The organism is Pasteurella skyensis (genome assembly GCF_013377295.1).
Lineage (GTDB): Bacteria > Pseudomonadota > Gammaproteobacteria > Enterobacterales > Pasteurellaceae > Phocoenobacter > Phocoenobacter skyensis.
On record NZ_CP016180.1, the window covers coordinates 1,678,423 to 1,697,043 of the forward strand.

Consider the following 18,621-nt stretch of genomic DNA (forward strand, 5'->3'; position numbering starts at 1 on the left):
CTTATTAAAAACGTTTTTTTAATTCGTTAATTAGTTCATCTTGAGAAAGTGTAACTTGTTCTACTTCACCAAATAGATCTTTTATCACCACAGTATTGTCTGCCACTTCACTTTCACCCAATACCAAGGCAATTTTTGCCCCTAGTTTATCGGCACGTTTAAATTGCTTTTTAAATGCACCACCACTGCAATGTAGCATTGTGCGTAATTCGGGTAATTCTGTGCGTAATGTTTCAGCGAGTTTAAATGCTGAGGCAGTCACATTTTCACCATTATAAACCACATAAATATCAACATTGCGAGGTAATATAACATTACTGTTTACTTCTTGAACGAGAAGTACTAAACGCTCTAATCCCATTGCAAAACCAACACCTGCGGTGGCGTGACCGCCGAGTTGAGCAACTAAACCATCATAACGACCACCAGCACATACTGTTCCTTGTGAACCTAATGCGGTAGTGACCCATTCAAACACCGTTTTGTTGTAATAATCTAAACCACGTACCAGTTTTTGATTGATTACATAATCAATTCCCATCTGATCCAAAATTTGACGCACTCCAGCGAAATGTTGCTGCTCTTCTTCGTTTAAAAAACTATGCAATTTAGGTGCATCATTTAATACTGCTTGAATATCAGGATTTTTAGTATCTAAAATACGAATAGGGTTCGTGCTTAAACGACGTTTACAATCTTCATCTAAAATATCTAAATGATTATTTAAAAATTCAACTAATGCCTCACGGTATTTAGTGCGAGTTTCTAAGCCACCAATAGAATTTAATTCTAAAGTGACGTGTTGGCGAATACCTAATTTTTCCCATAAACGAGCAGTTAATAAAATCAACTCAGCATCAGCTTCAGGATTATTAACACCAAAAACTTCTACTCCACATTGGTGGAATTGGCGGTAACGTCCTTTTTGAGGACGCTCATAACGGAACATTGGACCCATATACCAAAGGCGTTGTTCGTTATTATAAATCCACCCATTTTGTATCGCCGCTCGTACACAACCCGCGGTGCCTTCAGGACGTAATGTTAAGCTTTCATTATCACGATCCAAAAAGGTAAACATCTCTTTTTCAACAATATCTGTTGCTTCCCCAACACCACGTTTAAAAAGTGCTGTTGGCTCTAACACAGGGCTACGCATTTCACTATAGCCATAGCTTGCGAGTGTTTCTCGAATTTGTTTTTCTACCCATTGCCATAATGGAGTTTCTGTTGGAGCACAATCGTTCATTCCACGAATTGCTTGAATACTTTTTGCCACGCTTAATTATCCTTGTTTTTCTTTTTTAAGCGGTAGGATCTTAATGAAAATTTGCAAATTTTTATAATAATCATACCGCTTATTTCTTATTATTTAATTGGGTAATACGATATTAGGACATTCTTTACCTTGTAATAAAGTTGCAATATTGGTTAAAGTCACATCAGATATATTAACCAAGGCTTCCTCTGTCAAAAAGGCTTGATGTCCTGTTAATAACACATTATGACAAGATGATATTCTACGGAATAAATCATCTTGAATAATATCATTTGATTTATCTTCAAAAAAGAGAGCTTGTTCATTTTCATACACATCCAAGCCTAATGCACCAATTTTTTGTTGTTTTAATGCTGTTAATGCTTCTTGTGTATCAATCAACGTGCCTCTGCTAGTATTAATAATCATCACCCCTCTACGCATCTTTGCAAAACTTTCGGCGTTTAGCATATGATAACTTTCAGGGGTAGCTGGACAGTGTAATGTAATTACGTGAGATTTTTGATACAACTCATCAAGCTCCACATATTTTGCACCTAGCTCTTCTGCCTGTGGGTTTTTAAAAGGATCATAAGCTAAGATGTTCATTCCAAAGCCTTTTAAAATGCGAATGACGGCTAAGCCAATTTTTCCTGTCCCGATTACACCCGCAGTACGTCCGTACATATTAAACCCCGTTAACCCCTCTAATGAAAAGTTAGCATCTCGAGTACGTTGATAAGCTCGATGAATTTTACGGTTTAACGTCATCATTAATCCGACAGTATGCTCTGCGACCGCTTCTGGTGAATAAGCAGGTACTCGAACGACTTTAATGCCTAATTCTTTCGCTGCTTGAAGATCAACATTATTAAAGCCTGCACAACGCAAAGCTACTATTTTGACCTTGTATTCTGCTAATTTTTCTAATACTTTACGACTACCATCATCATTAACAAAAATACAAACAGCATCACAGCCTTCTACCATTTTGACAGTTTGTACATTCAACATAAAATCGAAGAATTTTAACTCAAAGCCAAATTTACTATTAATTAGCTCTAAGTATTTACGATCATAATTTTTGGTCCCAAATATCGCAATTTTCATTTATTTTCCTTAATTATAATTGCTCTATGGCAATTCGTTTACTTGCATCTTGCATACTAATTTTGGCACGGATTTTCGCTTCTAATTGATCAATAAGTAAAGCATTATCAAAACGCTCTTTTTGACGAACACCATCAAGATAATAACCACTCATTTTACTTGATCCTGTCACACCTAAATCTGAAATCAGTGCTTCCCCTGGTCCATTAACCACGCAACCTATTATGGAAACATCCATCGGAGTAATAATATCTTCCAAACGTTGTTCTAATTCATTTACTGTGGCAATCACATCAATTTCTTGACGAGAGCAAGTAGGACAAGCAATAAAATTAATACCACGAGAACGAATTCTTAAGGATTTTAAGATATCAAAACCGACTTTGATTTCTTCGACAGGATCTGCTGCTAATGAAATACGTAATGTATCACCAATACCTTCTGCAAGAAGTAATCCTAGTCCAATCGCTGATTTTACTGATCCCGCTCTTGCTCCACCAGCTTCAGTTATACCCAAATGTAATGGTTGTTTAATTTGTTGTGCTAATAAACGATAAGATTCTACAGCTAAAAATACATCAGAAGCTTTAACGCTCACTTTAAACTGCTCAAAATTAAGCCTGTCTAAAATATCAACGTGTCTTAACGCACTTTCTAATAAAGCTTGTGGGGTGGGTTCACCATATTTTTCTTGTAAATCTCGCTCAAGTGATCCTGCGTTAACCCCAATACGGATAGGAATATTCTTATCTCTTGCACAATCTACCACAGCACGAATACGCTCTTCACTTCCAATGTTACCTGGATTAATACGTAAACAATCCACACCGTATTCTGCGACTTTTAATGCAATACGATAATCAAAATGGATATCTGCGACCAATGGCACTTTTACTTGCTGTTTAATAACTTTAAATGCCTCTGCAGCATTCATTGTTGGTACGGATACGCGAACAATGTCTGCACCTACTCGCTCAAGATCTTTAATCTGAGCAACGGTTGCTTCCACATCCGTTGTTCGTGTATTTGTCATTGATTGCACTGAAATTGGTGCATCGCCTCCGACAGGGACATCTCCCACATAAATTTTTAATGATTCACGACGTTTAATTGAAGGTTGTTTTAACATATTTTTATTTTAAGATTCTATTCTAAGGTAACGTAATACGAGAAACTCGACCATCTAATTTCAGAGGAATAGTTTTTCCTTTGTAATGCACTTTTACATTCACAGGCGCTCCAATGACTAATTTATAATTTTTATTATCATCAAAAGTTAATACCTTTCCTGCTTTGTACAATTTTGAAGTGAGCGTTTTCTCATTATCACCATAAATTGTTATCCAACTTGACGCTGATATAACTTCGACACGCAATTCATTTTTTGACTCTATAACTTCTGTACTATCTTCTTTCTTAACATTATTTGCTTGAGATAATGCTTCAGAGGCTTTCTTTTGCAATAACACATTTTTTGGTTCTTCGGATTCAGATACTACAACATCACGTTTAGACGTATTATCTTCTTTTATTTGTTTAGATTCAGGTTCTGAAACATTTTTAACATCAACAGACTCTTCATCTTGTACTTTTTCAGTATTAGATTTTTGCATTGACTCATTCATCGCATCATCTTTATTTGAACTTACTTCATTTTCACTGTTAATATCCGTAGTGACAGGATCTTTATCTGATATTTCTTGTGTTGGTTGCTCTATTGACTGATTTTGAATAGGTACAGACTGTTCTGCGACCGAATTACTTTCTTGAGTAGCAGATAACTCTGTTACAGAACTGACTAATAAATCTCTTTTTTGTTGTTCTTGCTGATAATTTTGCCACCAAGAAAGCAGCGTCATTCCAAAAGCAACCAATAAAATAAGGACTGTGATACCTTTAATCCAACCACATTTTGATTTAGGATTCTCTCTGATATGCATCGAATTTAATTTTGGTGTTTTTGTACTACCACAATTGGTATGTAATAATAACTCTTCTGGCAGTTTTAAAAAACGCACATAACTTCTCAAATAACCTTTAGTAAAAGCAACAGGCAAATCAGGAAAAGTAAAAATATCATTTTCAAAAGATTCAATAATCAAATATTTTAAACGTAACTTATCTGCAACTTCTCCAATTGAAAGCCCTCTCGTTTCTCTAGCACTTCTTAATTTAGCACCCAAAGTTACTTCTGATTTTTCATCTTTATCATCAATATCACTTTCATTTATCGTTTTATCTCTTAAAACCACAAATCCATCCATCTTCAACAGCCTCTTTTATTTTTAATTAAAAGTCGTTTGCCGATTCTACCTGAAAAACAGATAAATCTCTATTTAATTTCCACTAAAATCAACCACAAAAATAATGAATCAGATCTGTTAACAATTTATGTGTTGGTTTAATAAATTTCATATCTAAATACTCATTAGGCTGATGAGCCTGTTCAATAGAACCTGCTCCCAAAACAATAGTTGGACATAATGTTTGAATGAAAGGCGCCTCTGTACAATAATTTACTGCTTCACATTTTTGATCTAATAATGTCTCAAGTACTGTCACTACTTGGCTAGAGTGTTCACATTCATAACCAGGAATGGGTGGATGAAGATGGCGAATCTCAACACAATCTCCCCAACGTTCAATTAAAGGTGATAAGGACTCTCGTAACAACTCATCTAAATCTGCTAAAGGCAAATGAGGCAATGGACGAATATCTAACTGCAACTCACAGCAAGCACAAATACGATTAACCGCATCACCCCCATAAATACTGCCAAAGTTCATTGTTGGATAAGGAATTTTAAATAGTGGATTATGATATTTTAGGCGTAACTTATTACGCATTTCTACTAAATGAGAGGTTGCCACTGCCATTATTTCAATTGCATTAACACCTTTATCTGGATCACTAGAATGCCCTGTTTTACCTGTGATTCTAATTGCTTGAGCTAAATGTCCTTTATGCGCATAAATAGGGCGAAGTGAGGTAGGTTCACCAATAATGGCACAATCAGGACGAATATGACTATGTTGTGCAAAATGCCTTGCTCCCAACATTGTTGTTTCCTCATCTGCGGTCGCCAGTATACGAATTGGTTTGGTCAATTGTTTTAATTCAATTTGGCTCAATGCCTCAATCACAAAAGCAAAAAAACCTTTCATATCTACCGCACCTAAACTATACAAACGTCCATTACTTTCAGTTAATTCAAAAGGATCAAAATGCCATTTATTATCGTCAAAAGGTACTGTATCAGTATGCCCTGATAGCAATAATCCTCCTTCACCCTCACCATAAGTCGCTAATAAATTATATTTATTACGGCTCTCCGCCAAAGGAGTAATTTCAATTTTAAATCCTAAATCACTCAACCAATTAGCTAAAAGATCGATTAAGGGCTTGTTAGAAATATCGTTACTCTCTTCTAAACTACTAACAGTCGGAATTTTAATAAGCTGTTGATAACGATATAAAAAATCATTTTTTCCTGACATTTAAGCTCCTTCCCTCTTCGGGTGTTTTGACAAAAAAGTGATAAAATAACTTGTGTTATATAAACCTCATCACCATCACAAGCGGTATCTTATTCAATAATATTTGCAATTTTTATAAATATAACAAGATTCATCTCATCAAACGATAGAATACTATCCTAGATAAATAAAAAATGATATTAATGAAAAAATGTGCTTTTTTAAACCAGTAAGAATTGGTACACTTACTCTGGTCATTGCGATACTTTGATAACCCTACTTGTTGAACAAATAGTATGGTGAATTCAAAATAATTTGCGCAATACTCATTTTATTGTAAATAAATATATCACCAGACTTGCAATAAAACTAGGCTGAAAAAGAGATAAAGTGACTATCTCCAACAAGTAAATAATCATAGTTTATTTATGATACAGTTATAACTGTTGCACAATAAATGATATACTATGGCAGAACATTATGAATATTAACTAGAGAAAGGGTGGGTTTATGTCAAAACCAAATAAAGACGTTAAACAAACGGCAAATCAAACTAATTCAGTCATTTCTGAAGATAAAAACAAACAAGCGGTGACTTCTGAGCAAAAAATTGCAAGTAAAGAAACACCGAATACGGTTAAGTCTCCAGAGAAAAAAGATGCGTCCAATAATCACAGTGCTAACGAGAAAGTTCAAAAAGCGAGCACTACACCACCGACTAATATCAATCAGAATAAGAAAGTGGCTCAATCCCAAACCAAATCTGCTAATGCAAAATCAAAAGTAGAGGAAACGAAGTCTAAAAAAGTAGAACAAAAAGAGCAAAAACAACCGAATAAAACGGTGACACAAGAACCAAAACAAAAATCAAGTGGGAAAGGCATTGCCGTTCTCGCACTACTCATCTCTTTAGGTGTAGGTGGTGCAGGATACTACTTCGGAATGCAAAAATTTACTGACTTAGAAGATCGTATCGCAAATGTTGCTCAAAAATTCACTCAAACAAATGTGAGCTCAGAGGCAGCAACATCAATTGATGTGGAGAAACTCAGTCAAATTCAGGCAGATATCGAACAAAAAATAAAATCAGAAGTACAAAACCAAGTTCAACCTATTGTGCAAGAAATGGAGAAAATCCAAACAACTGCAAGCAATAGTTCTGAATCTAGTACCACAGAAGCTGGTGCTACTGCTGAGTCAGGCACTACTGAAGCAGTAAGTAATCTAGCAATACCTAATTTTGAGCAAAAAAAAGCAGAAATTGCAAAACTGGCTGAGAATTACCAACACTCTCAAACAAAACTTGCTCAGTTAGAACAAACACAAGATGTTTATACTCAGCAAATTAATCAATTACAAGCCCAAATTCAAAAAATGGGTAATGCTCCACAGGCTCGCTCTGCAGTAACAGTCATATCTGATGCTGATTTCTTATTAAATAGTGCACAACGTAAAATGTTATTAGATAATGACATCGACACCGTGAAGCTACTATTAAAAGATGCAGATCAAGTATTAAGTGAAATGAACAATCCTCAAGTACTTAAAGTAAGAAATGCCATTCAGGCAGATTTAAAACAACTTGCTTCAATTAATGAAATTGACCAAGATGCCATAATGTTACGCTTAACGCACCTTGCTACTAGTGTTGATGATATGCCAATGTTAGCGTCTCACACAGCAGAAAGTACAACAACAGATGTAAGTGATTCAATTAAAGATTGGCAAAAAAATCTTGAAAAAAGTGCAGACACTTTCTTGTCTAAATTCATTCGTATTGATGACAAAAATAGTGCGGCTCAAAAAGTATTTGTTTCTCCAAGTCAAGAAGCTTACCTTAGAGAAAACATTCGCTTACGCTTACAAATTGCCACATTAGCAGTACCTCGTCAGCAAAATACTTTATATAAAGAATCATTAGACGCTGTTGCTTCTTGGGTAAGAAGTTATTTTGATGTTGATAATGACAATGTTAAAACATTCTTAACTGAAATAGATAATCTTGCTGGACAATCTATCTATATTGATGCACCACAACAGTTGAGTAGCTTAAATTTACTTAACTCATTAAGAACTCAAGAGGTACCTAAAGCACCACAACCTCAAGTAGAAGCACAATAGGAGTAAGATATGTTTAGAATTCTTTTTTTAATGTTCTTATTACTTGCGGGATTAGTCGCAGGTCCTTATATTGCTGGTCATCAAGGCTATGTACGCATTGAGACTGATACAAAAGTCATTCAAATGAGTATTGTAATGCTCGTGGTATTCTTTGTCACAATGATGGCTGTGGTTTATTCTATCGAAGGTGTACTCAAATCATTCTTCAAACTAAGCAAAGGGTCTTACCTATGGTTCTTTAACCGTAAACGTAAAAAAGCCCAAAGACAAACTCTTGAAGGCTTGGTGAAAATGAGTGAAGGAAATTACTCCAAAGCAGAAAAACTGATTGGAAAAAATGCAAAACACTCTGATAAACCAGTACTCAACTTTATTAAAGCAGCTGAAGCGGCTCAGAAAAAAGGCGATGAAAAAGCAGCAAATAAATATTTAATAGAAGCCTCTAAAATTGCAGGTAATAACAACATAGCACTTGAAATTGCACGAGCAAAAATTCTAATGCTACAGAAAAAACTACCTGCAGCTCGTACCGCTATAGACAGCTTACTTGAACTTGCACCTCGTAATTCAGAAGTATTAAGTTTAGCCATTCCTATCTATCAAAAATCAGGAGCCTATCTTGCTGTTGATCATATTTTGGAAGATATTAAACATCAAAATATTCTAACCAATGATGACTATATAAACTTAGAGCGTTGGGTTGATGATGGTCTACTAGATGAAAAACTTCACGAAGAAGGTCAAGAAGGCTTGCTCAAATGGTGGGGAGAACAGCCAAGTCGTCGAAATAAATCGGTTTACGCTCGTGTTGGTTTAATTAAACGCCTTATCGACAGTGATGATCATGAGTCTGCTCAACGTCTTGCATTTGAGACAGTGAAAAAATTCAAAGATCCAGAATTGGAATTATTATTTGATGAACTCACTCGTTTAGAGATGGCAGAAAAAAGTCGTTTATTAAAACTATTAGTAAAACGTGGTAAAAAAGCCGTTGAACAATATAGTGATGACTATGCTCGAATTGTAGGTTATGCGTTAGTACGAGAAGGACAATTTACTCAGGCTAAACCGCATTTTATACAACTTCTTGAACACAAAGAGTGTAATGCAAACGATCGTATTATGGCATCTTATGTTGCTGAGCATACCCTCGATGAAGAGCTATCCGCTCAAATTCATTCTCTCAATTTAAAAGAAGTGAATGTAAAAGAAGTCGAGCCAGTTTTAGCATTACCTAAAAAGGTCGGATAAAATAAAATTTATTGTATTCAAAAGGCGACGGTTATTATAACTCGTCGCCTTTTTTATTTACTTACACCATTCTCACCTTATTACTTAATACAACAATGAATACAGTTTTCTTCTAAATTGTGGCACTAAAGGATGAGTATTTCCCATTGCAGATAAAAGGGTTAAAAATTGTTTTTTTACTTCACCATTCGATACTGCTAAATCTTGTTTTAACCAGTCAAATAATAATCCTAACGCCTCCTCATTCTTACCCACAAGGTGTAACTGATTAGCGAGTTTCATTGCTATTTCAGGTGTCTTCGTTTTATTATAATCCTCTTGTAACTGACGTATCTCTGGTGAATCTAGTGATTGCTCTAATAATAAAATTTGATCTTGTAGCCCCTGCCAACGGCTATCTCTATCTTGCAAAGGAATATGTGCCAATATCTCTTTAGCAGACTCTGCTTGTTGCATCGCAATATAAGTTTCAGCATATAGTAAACCAAAATCACTATTCTTTTTATCAGTCATCTCCCATGCTGATTTCAATAAAGGTAATGCTTTATCAAATTCATTATTCTGTAAAAAAATAAGTGCTTCATTAAACTTTAACTCATCTTCTTTAGGTAAAATATTCGCTAAGCGGATACGCAATTCTTGTTCAGTAATTGGCTCTAAAATCGCATCAACGGGTTGCCCTTCATAAAAAAAATAAGTAGTTGGAATTGTTTGAAGTTGAAATTGTGCTGCCACCATTGGCTGATTATCACAATTTACTATCGCTAATAAAAATTGCTCTGCAAACTCTTCTCCTAATCGCCTTAACATCGTTTCCATTTCTATTGAATGTGGCTCACGAGGCGACATAAAGAGAAAAACAGTGGGTGTATCCACCGTCATATCCAATACTTCTCTTAAATTATTTTCGTTAATTTCAATAATGTAATCCATAATAAATCGCCACCTGTTAAGTTAAAATCGCATAGATTCTAACAGAAAATAGCAATAATATGTGTATTGATTCTAATAAATGTCTAGAAAGGGGATAAAAATAAAGCGGTAACATCTCCCCATAAATTTGCAAATTTTAATGAAGATGTTACCGCTATAAGAATATATATTTACAGCTTATGCCATAAAGTCTTCGCCTTTTTTAATGTCACCATTAAGAGTATCTAACATTGAGTCTAACGCTGCTTTTTCAAACTCACTTAAATTACCGATAGGTAACAACTCTTCAACACCATCACGTCCTAAACAAACAGGCTGAGCGAAGAAGCGAGCATATTCACCATCACCCTCAACATAAGCATAATCTAACGTGCTTTGACCAGATAAACCTTTCACTAAAGACAACGCAAAACGTGTTGCCGCTTGAGCCATTGAAAGGGTAGCAGATCCACCGCCAGCTTTTGCTTCAACCACTTCTGTTCCCGCATTTTGAATACGCTTAGTTAACTGTTCTACTTCTTCTGAAGTAAAACTAATTTTTTCTTCTAATGTAGTTGCTTGTGACAACAATGGTAAAATTGTTACCCCTGAATGTCCTCCAATAACAGGAACTTTAACGGTATCCACATCTCTGTTTTTCAACTCTGCAATAAAAGTTTCTGAACGAATCACATCTAATTCAGTTACCCCAAATAATTTTCTCTTATCGTAAACCCCTGCTTTTTTCAACACTTCAGCCGCAATCGCAACTGTTGTATTAACAGGGTTAGTAATAATTCCCACACAAGCTGTTGGACAAGTTTTTGCCACATGTTCTGCTAAGTTGCGAATAATGCCAGCATTGATATTAAATAAGTCTGCACGATCCATACCTGGTTTACGAGCAACCCCTGCTGAAATTAATACTACGTTGGCGCCTTGTAATGCTTCTGTTGGATCTTCTCCACAAAAACCTTTTACTTTTACTGCCGTTGGAATATGACTAATATCCACCGCTACCCCTGGTGTAACAGGAGCAATGTCATATAATGCTAACTCTGAACCTTCTGGTAATTGTAATTTTAACAATAATGCTAACGCTTGACCAATGCCACCAGCAGCACCTAATACAGTTATTTTCATAATAAGATTCCTCTCTTTAGTAAATTTAAATAATAACTACGCCCAGTCTAAGAAAAAGTTGATACAAATTCAAATACCAAAGTGCAATTTTGTGATTTTTCGCAAATTTTTTAATAAAAAAAAAGATATTATTGATTTAAAGGCATAAAAACATCATAATTATTCAACAAATATGAATTTTTATAAAGGATCCATTCCCGATGGAAAAACCACACTCACTCTCTGAAACATTCAAATCATTACTTCGTGAAGAAAAATTTAGCTCACAAAGCGAAATCGTCTCTGCACTACAAGAGTTAGGATTTGAACATATTAGCCAATCGAAAGTATCACGAATGCTCTCTAAGTTTGGAGCAGTGAGACGGCGCAACAGTAAAATGGAAATGGTTTACCACCTTCCTCCTGAATTAGGTATGCCAACCACCTCTAGCCAACTTAAACACTTAATTATCGATATTGATTATAACGATGTCTTAGTGGTCATTAAAACTACACCTGGGGCAGCACAATTGATTGCTTTACTCTTAGATTCTATTGGCAAAGCAGAAGGTATCTTGGGTACTATTGCTGGTGATGATACTATCTTTGTAACTCCTTCTCGCAAAACATCCATAAAAAAACTCGCTAATAATATTGTTACTTTATTTGAGCATAAATCAGACTAATGCATATTTTTATAACAGGGGGAACAGGATTTATTGGAAAAGCCCTCACTGATCACCTCCTTTCACAAGGGCATTCAGTAACCGTTCTTACACGACAAAATTTAAGCGGTAAGTTCCCTCTCACTTTTTGCAATAATTTGACGGATATCCAAAATTTTAACGATACAGATGTCATTATCAATCTTGCTGGAGAGCCTATTTTTGATAAAGCTTGGACACCTAAGCAAAAGCAAATTTTAGTAGATAGTCGTATCAAAATAACTCAACAACTCGTTCATTTAATTAATAAAAGTGAAAATCCTCCTAAGGTTTTTTTATCTGGTTCTGCTATTGGGATTTATGGCAACACAACAAATATAGCAACCGAAAACACACCTTGTGATACTTCCTTTACAGGACAACTTTGTAAACAATGGGAAATGGTCGCATCAGAAGTAAAAAATACTCAAACACGGATTTGCTTCATTCGAACAGGGCTGGTTCTTTCTCCACAAGGAGGAATATTAAAACGCATTCTTCCTATTTATCGTTTAGGATTAGGGGGGAAAATAGGAACAGGTAAACAGCATTGGAGTTGGATTAGCCTTGAAGATCATATTCAAGCAATGTTATTTCTGATTGAAAATGAAAAGTGTATGGATGCTTTCAATTTCGTTGCACCTGAAATTATCACTCAAGAAACATTTAATCACCAATTGGCAACAACATTACATCGCCCTGCATTTTTTCATATACCAACATTTGTACTAAAATTTTTCTTAAAAGAGCGTTCTCAGTTGCTATTAGATAACCAACTTATCACTCCAAAAATGTTGTTAAATCAGGGATTTAAATTTAAACATAATTGCTTAAAAAATTACCTAAATAAACTTCTTTAAAGATAGTTTTACACAGCATTTAAAAGTCAAGTTGTTTTAAATAAAAAATTTGACTTTTTTTATAAAAAAAGACTGGAAATTTTTTAACTTATTGATTTTTAAGAACAAGTTATTTTGCAATCAATTAAAGGTGAACAACGATAAACCCTTATTATATCTAGGGTTCACTAATTTCTGAGAAAGTATTCCACAAAGTTATCCACAGCTTTTGTGGATAGAAAAATTTACTGGATATTCATCCATAAATCATACCTCACAACTCAATTACGTGAAGAAAAAATTAATCACATCATAACAAACTAATCATTGTGCCTTTTCTTACAATTCGTTAAAATCGCACCTTGTTTTAGTTAATATAAAAATTAGAGAAAATTGACCGATGGCAGAAAAACGTTACGATGCAGATGAGATAACCGTTCTTAAAGATCTTGAACCTGTACAACTTCGCCCAGGAATGTACACCGACACCACTCGCCCAAACCATTTAGGGCAAGAAGTCATTGATAATAGTGTTGATGAAGCATTAGCTGGCTTTGCAACCAAAATTGATGTCATTTTGCATAAAGACAATTCTTTAGAGGTTATCGATGATGGGCGAGGAATGCCTGTTGATATTCACTCTTCCGAAAAAATTTCAGGTGTTGAGTTAATTCTCACAAAACTGCACGCAGGGGGTAAATTCTCCAATAAAAACTATACCTTCTCAGGTGGGTTACACGGTGTAGGAATTTCGGTGGTGAATGCGCTTTCTGAACGCGTTGATGTCACCATTAAACGTGATGGAAAAGTACATACTATTGCTTTTTCTAATGGTGCCAAAATTGAAGAGTTACAAGTTATTAAAAAGTGTTTAAAACGAGATACTGGTACAGCAGTACGTTTTTATCCCAACCCTAAATATTTTGACTCAGATAAATTTTCTGTCAGTCGATTACGCCATTTATTACGTGCTAAAGCAGTACTTTGCCCTAAATTAACCGTTAATTTTACAGATCACATTAATGATACTCAGGAAACTTGGTATTATGAGGATGGTTTGTCTGATTACTTACGTGATGCATTAAATGAATATGAGACGCTACCAGAAATTCCTTTTACAGGGGACATTGTAGAAAATACAGAGGCTCTCAGTTGGGCATTAAATTGGCTACCTGAAAATGGTGAGTTGATCACAGAAAGTTATGTCAACCTTATTCCAACTCTACAAGGTGGTACACACGTAAACGGCTTACGACAAGGGCTATTAAATGCAATGGCAGAATTCTGTGAATTCCGTAATTTACTGCCTCGTGGTATCAAATTAACTGCAGATGATGTGTGGAATCGTTGTAGTTATGTGCTTTCTTTAAAAATGCAAGATCCTCAATTTGCAGGACAAACTAAAGAGCGTTTATCTTCTCGTCAAGCAGCAAGTTATGTCTCTAATATTGTAAAAGATGCCTTTAGTTTATGGTTAAACCAAAATGTGCAAGCAGGACAACAAATTGCAGAATTAGCCATTAGTTCAGCTCAACGTCGCTTACGTGCATCTAAAAAGGTGGTACGTAAAAAATTAGTCAGTGGTCCTGCGCTACCAGGTAAACTCGCTGATTGTACGGCTCAAGATTTAACTCGCACAGAATTATTTCTTGTAGAGGGAGACTCTGCAGGTGGTTCTGCAAAACAAGCACGTGATAAAGAGTTTCAGGCTATTTTACCGCTACGAGGTAAAATTTTAAATACATGGGAAGTATCACCAGATCAAGTATTAGCCTCCAACGAAGTCCACGATATTGCGGTGGCATTAGGGATTGATCCTGATAGCAATGATTTAACTCAACTACGTTATGGTAAAGTCTGCATTCTCGCCGATGCAGATTCAGATGGTTTACATATTGCAACTTTACTTTGTGCATTGTTTTTACGCCATTTCCCAAAATTGGTTAAGCAAGGACACGTCTATGTGGCAATGCCTCCACTTTATCGTATTGATATTGGTAAAAATGAAGTTCACTATGCACTTGATGAAGCTGAAAAAGAGGCAATTTTAGCACGCCTAGCTAGTAAACGAGGAAAACCCAATGTACAACGTTTTAAAGGGTTAGGGGAAATGAACCCTAGTCAACTACGTGAAACCACGATGGATCCAAGCACTCGCCGTTTAGTTCAGCTTACCTTTGATGAAACCGCATCAGTACTTGAAAATGAAGGCGAGCCCAACACATTCGAAATAATGGATATGTTACTTGCTAAAAAACGCTCTGAAGATCGTAAACAGTGGCTACAACGTCGTGGTGATGAAGCTGAATTAGCAGTTTAATAACCGATTTAATATGTCTAAAGAATTTGAGATCTGTTACCAGCATAATGACTTTGTTATTATCAACAAGCCCGCTGGTGTGAGTGTACATAAAGACAATAAGGAAACAGGATTAACCACACAACTTGCTCAACAATTAAATGTTGAGCAAGTTTGGTTGGTACATCGTTTAGATAAAGTCACTTCTGGCTTGTTAATTTTGGCCTTAAAGCGTGAGGTAGCGGTCACATTCTCACAACTTTTTGCAAATCATCAAATTCAAAAAACGTATTGGGCATTAGCAACGAATAAACCCAAAAAGAAACAGGGAAAAATTGTTGGAGATATGGAACGTACTCGCAATGGTGCGTGGAAACTGTGTCATACAAAACAAAATCCTGCCATTACACAATTTCACTCTCGCTCAATTGCACCTAATCTACGCCACTTTATTCTTCAGCCTAAAACAGGTAAAACCCATCAATTACGCGTAGCAATGAAAAGTTTAGGTAGCCCAATTTTAGGTGATCGACTTTATAGTGGTGACACTGCTGATCGTGTTTATTTACACGCTTATCAATTAGAGTTTATTTATCAAAATCAAACAATTAAAATAAACTGCGCCCCCAGAAATGGAGTGTTATGGCAGAAGCTAGACATCTAAAAATAACAGGAATATAATACGAATGGTTTTTATTTCTATTTTTGGAGTAATTTATGAAAGATATTATTTCAGACACCCTTTTTTTGCCTCTTTATTTTAGAGCTCTTGATGCTCAAAAATCACAATCTATTTATCTGGTTGAGAAAGCATATAAGCAATAACGTCAGCCAAATCTTCAGGATTAGTAAAGTTTTGTGTATCAAAATTATCGCCACTTTTTGCAAACATCTCAGTATTAGTACCACTTTGATAAACACCTGCAATTTTTATATTAGTCTCTGCTAAGTCTTGTTTCAATACTTCAGTAAAGCCTCGAATACCATATTTACTTGCAGTGTAGACTGATTGATTCTGTTGTGCAACAACCCCTGATTTTGAAACAATGTTAATGATACGAGCTTCTTCACGTTATCTTAAAACAGGAAGTAACAAACGTGTTGTATGAATAACAGCCAGCAAATTAGTCTGAATAATATCATCAACCATTTTGGTATCCATCTCATCCACAGGCATTAATTTTTGCCAAATTCCAGCATTATTAATAAGAACATCAACAGTACCGAAATCGGAAACAATAGATTGCAACGTTAATTCTAATTTTTCAGTATCACAAATATCACAGATATAATAGTTGGCATTAACAGCACCGAGCTCCTTTGCTTGTTTTACCACTTCTGCTAACTGTTTTTCATTGCGAGCAATTAATGCCAATTGGCATTTTTCTTTTGCCAGTCTTAATGCTAATTGTTTACCAATGCCTGTACTTGCCCCAGTTATAACAATAATTTTATTGGATAATTCCATTTTTTCCTTCTCCTTGTAGATAGATATAGATTTATTGTAACTTTATTGACTTACCACAAACGCTGCCATCAAATTCAAAAATTAATTCTTCATTACTTTTCAATGCGTTAATAACAGTATTTATATCCTTTTCACTATAATTAGACCAAAATAACATATCTGATATCGTTCCCTCTGATCTTTTATAATAGTCTTCGATAACTTTAGTATATTTTTCTAAATAATACATTTGCTCTGGTGGTTCTGTTTCCCAAATTAACCGTAAACCCTCATTTATTTCTGTTTCACTTATTGTGCCAACCTCAATTGGCTGAATAGCTAAACTATCACAAAACTCGTCTAAACTCATCGAACACCAATAGTTATCTAAGGTATCAATATCTGTATGCACTACTGCGATTTTATTTACTTGCTCTAAAATAGATTCTTTTTTCTCTTGAGGGAGATCTTCACTATAATCTTCTAATAAATGAAATAAGTTTTCACTTCTTATTGTTTCTTGTTTAGTCATTATTGATTTCATAATAGCTCCTTACGTGGAGACAGGGAATGCCCTGCCTTATATCAATATGTTATGTTAAAATATACCGTCACTCTATCTAAAAATAAAGTAACCTTATATTTGACTATTGTACTTGTAATTTTTCATATAAAGCAAAAATTTCAAATACAACCTCATCAGTTGCTTCAATAACAGGTGCTGGCATCAAAGAAATCGTATTTTCCATTTTATGGGCAATATTTGCAATAAAACCAATAATATAGATTATGATATCTAATGCCTGCTCTTCTTTATCATTTTTTACTTGATAAACTAACATTCCTAAATCATTATCTTCATCAATATTATCCAAAAATACACTGATAGCACTTGCTTGAATATCTTGTTGTAGTACAAACTGTTTTGCTTTAGTTGTGGCAGGGTTTACTGCTGTATAAATATTTTGATTATCTTTTAATAAGGGAATAACTTGCTCACAAACTTTCAACACCGCTTTACATTTTTCTATATCTGTTAATGTTAAAAAATCAGATTTTTGCATAACTTTTTACTCATTAATTTTCACTAAAACCAAAATGAGAGTAGGTTCTTGATGTTGCGATACGTCCTCTTGGGGTGCGTTGTAAAAAGCCTTGTTGAATAAGATAAGGTTCTAATACATCTTCAATGGTATCTCGCTCTTCGCCAATGGCTGCGGCTAAATTGTCTAGCCCAACAGGTCCTCCATCAAAGCGTTCAATCACAGCAAGTAATAATTTTCTATCCATAAAATCAAACCCTTTTGGATCGACATCCAGCATTTTAAGAGCTTGTTGGGAAATTTCTTTAGAAATCACACCGCTATTTTTAACATCTGCAAAATCTCGTACTCGACGTAATAAGCGGTTTGCAATTCGAGGTGTACCTCGTGAACGGCGAGCAATTTCAATTGCAGCCTCATTAGACAAGGCTAAATTTAAGCAATTGGCACTTCGTGTAACAATGGAAGTTAGATCTTCTACAGAATAAAATTCTAAACGTTGCACAATACCAAAACGATCTCGTAATGGCGAAGTAAGAGAACCAGCTCTAGTAGTTGCTCCAACTAATGTAAAAGGAGGGAGATCTAACTTAATTGAGCGAGCAGCAGGTCCTTCACCAATCATTATATCCAACTGATAATCTTCCATTGCAGGATACAATATCTCTTCAATCATTGGGGAGAGACGGTGAATTTCATCAATAAAAAGGACATCATAAGGCTCAAGGTTAGTGAGCATTGCCGCCAAATCCCCTGCTTTTTCAAGTACTGGTCCTGAAGTGGTACGAATATTCACGCCCATTTCATTAGCAATAATATTAGCAAGGGTAGTTTTTCCCAACCCCGGAGGTCCAAATATCAATAGATGATCGAGGGCATCTTGACGCATTTTAGCGGCTTGGATAAAAATTTCCATCTGCTCTCGAACCGTAGGTTGCCCAACATAGTCAGCTAATAACTTTGGTCGAATCGCACGATCAATGGCCTCTTCTTCTGGTTTAGAAGAGGCACTAATAATTCTATCTGCTTCTATCATTT

At 35.3% G+C, this 18,621-nt stretch carries 16 protein-coding genes and 1 pseudogene; 6 read left to right on the forward strand and 11 right to left on the reverse strand.

What is annotated here, in order from left to right; genetic code table 11:
* Positions 1–4: 4 nt before the first annotated feature.
* The 5 genes from hisS to argE form a co-directional block, all read right to left on the reverse strand.
* Complete coding sequence (gene hisS, locus A6B44_RS07965) at positions 5–1,279, reverse strand: histidine--tRNA ligase (protein WP_090920125.1); 1,275 nt, start codon at positions 1,277–1,279, stop codon at positions 5–7.
* 93 nt (positions 1,280–1,372) lie between these two features.
* Positions 1,373–2,368, reverse strand: a complete 996-nt coding sequence (locus tag A6B44_RS07970; protein WP_090920128.1) for a 2-hydroxyacid dehydrogenase — start codon at positions 2,366–2,368, stop codon at positions 1,373–1,375.
* Positions 2,369–2,381: 13 nt separating this feature from the next.
* Positions 2,382–3,497, reverse strand: a complete 1,116-nt coding sequence (gene ispG / locus A6B44_RS07975; protein ID WP_090920130.1) for a flavodoxin-dependent (E)-4-hydroxy-3-methylbut-2-enyl-diphosphate synthase — start codon at positions 3,495–3,497, stop codon at positions 2,382–2,384.
* Between the two features lie 22 nt (positions 3,498–3,519).
* Positions 3,520–4,632 carry a RodZ domain-containing protein gene (locus A6B44_RS07980; RefSeq protein ID WP_090920133.1) on the reverse strand — a complete coding sequence of 371 codons (1,113 nt, stop codon included), beginning with the start codon at positions 4,630–4,632 and terminating at the stop codon, positions 3,520–3,522.
* Positions 4,633–4,720: 88 nt separating this feature from the next.
* The gene (argE, locus tag A6B44_RS07985) at positions 4,721–5,866 is read right to left on the reverse strand and encodes an acetylornithine deacetylase (protein ID WP_090920136.1); all 1,146 of its coding nucleotides are present in this window, start codon (positions 5,864–5,866) and stop codon (positions 4,721–4,723) included.
* A 489-nt stretch (positions 5,867–6,355) separates the two neighbouring features.
* On the opposite strand from argE, the gene A6B44_RS07990 reads away from it, so the two are divergent.
* Positions 6,356–7,966, forward strand: a complete 1,611-nt coding sequence (locus A6B44_RS07990; RefSeq protein WP_090920139.1) for a uroporphyrinogen-III C-methyltransferase — start codon at positions 6,356–6,358, stop codon at positions 7,964–7,966.
* A 9-nt stretch (positions 7,967–7,975) separates the two neighbouring features.
* Positions 7,976–9,217: a heme biosynthesis HemY N-terminal domain-containing protein gene (locus tag A6B44_RS07995; protein WP_090920140.1), complete on the forward strand. Its 1,242-nt coding sequence runs from the start codon at positions 7,976–7,978 to the stop codon at positions 9,215–9,217.
* An 84-nt stretch (positions 9,218–9,301) separates the two neighbouring features.
* On the opposite strand, the gene A6B44_RS08000 is transcribed toward A6B44_RS07995, so the two are convergent.
* Both A6B44_RS08000 and mdh read right to left on the reverse strand, forming a co-directional pair.
* Complete coding sequence (locus A6B44_RS08000; RefSeq protein WP_090920143.1) at positions 9,302–10,150, reverse strand: co-chaperone YbbN; 849 nt, start codon at positions 10,148–10,150, stop codon at positions 9,302–9,304.
* Between the two features lie 177 nt (positions 10,151–10,327).
* Entirely contained in the window at positions 10,328–11,272 is a 945-nt protein-coding gene (gene mdh, locus A6B44_RS08005; protein WP_090920146.1) for a malate dehydrogenase, read from the reverse strand.
* A 200-nt stretch (positions 11,273–11,472) separates the two neighbouring features.
* Here mdh and argR point away from each other — a divergent pair, with 200 nt between their 5' ends.
* The 4 genes from argR (at position 11,473) to A6B44_RS08025 (ending at position 15,757) form a co-directional block, all read left to right on the forward strand.
* Positions 11,473–11,937, forward strand: a complete 465-nt coding sequence (gene argR, locus A6B44_RS08010; protein WP_090920149.1) for a transcriptional regulator ArgR — start codon at positions 11,473–11,475, stop codon at positions 11,935–11,937.
* Complete coding sequence (locus A6B44_RS08015; protein WP_090920152.1) at positions 11,937–12,815, forward strand: TIGR01777 family oxidoreductase; 879 nt, start codon at positions 11,937–11,939, stop codon at positions 12,813–12,815. Before argR ends, A6B44_RS08015 begins: the two co-directional genes overlap by 1 nt.
* A 379-nt stretch (positions 12,816–13,194) precedes the next feature.
* Positions 13,195–15,114, forward strand: a complete 1,920-nt coding sequence (parE, locus tag A6B44_RS08020; protein WP_090920155.1) for a DNA topoisomerase IV subunit B — start codon at positions 13,195–13,197, stop codon at positions 15,112–15,114.
* 13 nt (positions 15,115–15,127) lie between these two features.
* The gene (locus A6B44_RS08025; RefSeq protein WP_090920158.1) at positions 15,128–15,757 is read left to right on the forward strand and encodes a TIGR01621 family pseudouridine synthase; all 630 of its coding nucleotides are present in this window, start codon (positions 15,128–15,130) and stop codon (positions 15,755–15,757) included.
* 126 nt (positions 15,758–15,883) lie between these two features.
* Here the strand turns inward: A6B44_RS08025 and A6B44_RS10890 are convergent.
* The 4 genes and pseudogenes from A6B44_RS10890 to ruvB all read right to left on the reverse strand — a co-directional run bounded on the left by A6B44_RS10890 (position 15,884) and on the right by ruvB (position 18,619).
* A pseudogene (locus tag A6B44_RS10890) lies at positions 15,884–16,561 on the reverse strand (SDR family NAD(P)-dependent oxidoreductase).
* A gap of 31 nt (positions 16,562–16,592) precedes the next feature.
* Positions 16,593–17,084, reverse strand: coding sequence for a hypothetical protein (locus tag A6B44_RS08035; protein WP_090920161.1), 492 nt, complete (start codon positions 17,082–17,084; stop codon positions 16,593–16,595).
* A 103-nt stretch (positions 17,085–17,187) separates the two neighbouring features.
* A complete protein-coding gene (locus tag A6B44_RS08040; RefSeq protein WP_090920164.1) occupies positions 17,188–17,604 on the reverse strand; it encodes an Imm6 family immunity protein in 417 nt (138 codons plus the stop codon).
* A 13-nt stretch (positions 17,605–17,617) separates the two neighbouring features.
* Positions 17,618–18,619: a Holliday junction branch migration DNA helicase RuvB gene (gene ruvB, locus A6B44_RS08045; protein WP_090920167.1), complete on the reverse strand. Its 1,002-nt coding sequence runs from the start codon at positions 18,617–18,619 to the stop codon at positions 17,618–17,620.
* Between the last annotated feature and the right edge of the window lie 2 nt (positions 18,620–18,621).

What these genes read in the sequence shown, in the direction of transcription:
- A6B44_RS07970 (WP_090920128.1), bottom strand. Translation starts at nt 2,368, where the DNA reads ATGAAAATTGCGATATTTGGGACCAAAAATTATGATCGTAAATACTTA.
- ispG (WP_090920130.1), bottom strand. Translation starts at nt 3,497, where the DNA reads ATGTTAAAACAACCTTCAATTAAACGTCGTGAATCATTAAAAATTTAT.
- A6B44_RS07980 (WP_090920133.1), bottom strand. Translation starts at nt 4,632, where the DNA reads ATGGATGGATTTGTGGTTTTAAGAGATAAAACGATAAATGAAAGTGAT.
- argE (WP_090920136.1), bottom strand. Translation starts at nt 5,866, where the DNA reads ATGTCAGGAAAAAATGATTTTTTATATCGTTATCAACAGCTTATTAAA.
- A6B44_RS07990 (WP_090920139.1), top strand. Translation starts at nt 6,356, where the DNA reads ATGTCAAAACCAAATAAAGACGTTAAACAAACGGCAAATCAAACTAAT.
- A6B44_RS07995 (WP_090920140.1), top strand. Translation starts at nt 7,976, where the DNA reads ATGTTTAGAATTCTTTTTTTAATGTTCTTATTACTTGCGGGATTAGTC.
- A6B44_RS08000 (WP_090920143.1), bottom strand. Translation starts at nt 10,150, where the DNA reads ATGGATTACATTATTGAAATTAACGAAAATAATTTAAGAGAAGTATTG.
- mdh (WP_090920146.1), bottom strand. Translation starts at nt 11,272, where the DNA reads ATGAAAATAACTGTATTAGGTGCTGCTGGTGGCATTGGTCAAGCGTTA.
- argR (WP_090920149.1), top strand. Translation starts at nt 11,473, where the DNA reads ATGGAAAAACCACACTCACTCTCTGAAACATTCAAATCATTACTTCGT.
- A6B44_RS08015 (WP_090920152.1), top strand. Translation starts at nt 11,937, where the DNA reads ATGCATATTTTTATAACAGGGGGAACAGGATTTATTGGAAAAGCCCTC.
- parE (WP_090920155.1), top strand. Translation starts at nt 13,195, where the DNA reads ATGGCAGAAAAACGTTACGATGCAGATGAGATAACCGTTCTTAAAGAT.
- A6B44_RS08025 (WP_090920158.1), top strand. Translation starts at nt 15,128, where the DNA reads ATGTCTAAAGAATTTGAGATCTGTTACCAGCATAATGACTTTGTTATT.
- A6B44_RS08035 (WP_090920161.1), bottom strand. Translation starts at nt 17,084, where the DNA reads ATGAAATCAATAATGACTAAACAAGAAACAATAAGAAGTGAAAACTTA.
- A6B44_RS08040 (WP_090920164.1), bottom strand. Translation starts at nt 17,604, where the DNA reads ATGCAAAAATCTGATTTTTTAACATTAACAGATATAGAAAAATGTAAA.
- ruvB (WP_090920167.1), bottom strand. Translation starts at nt 18,619, where the DNA reads ATGATAGAAGCAGATAGAATTATTAGTGCCTCTTCTAAACCAGAAGAA.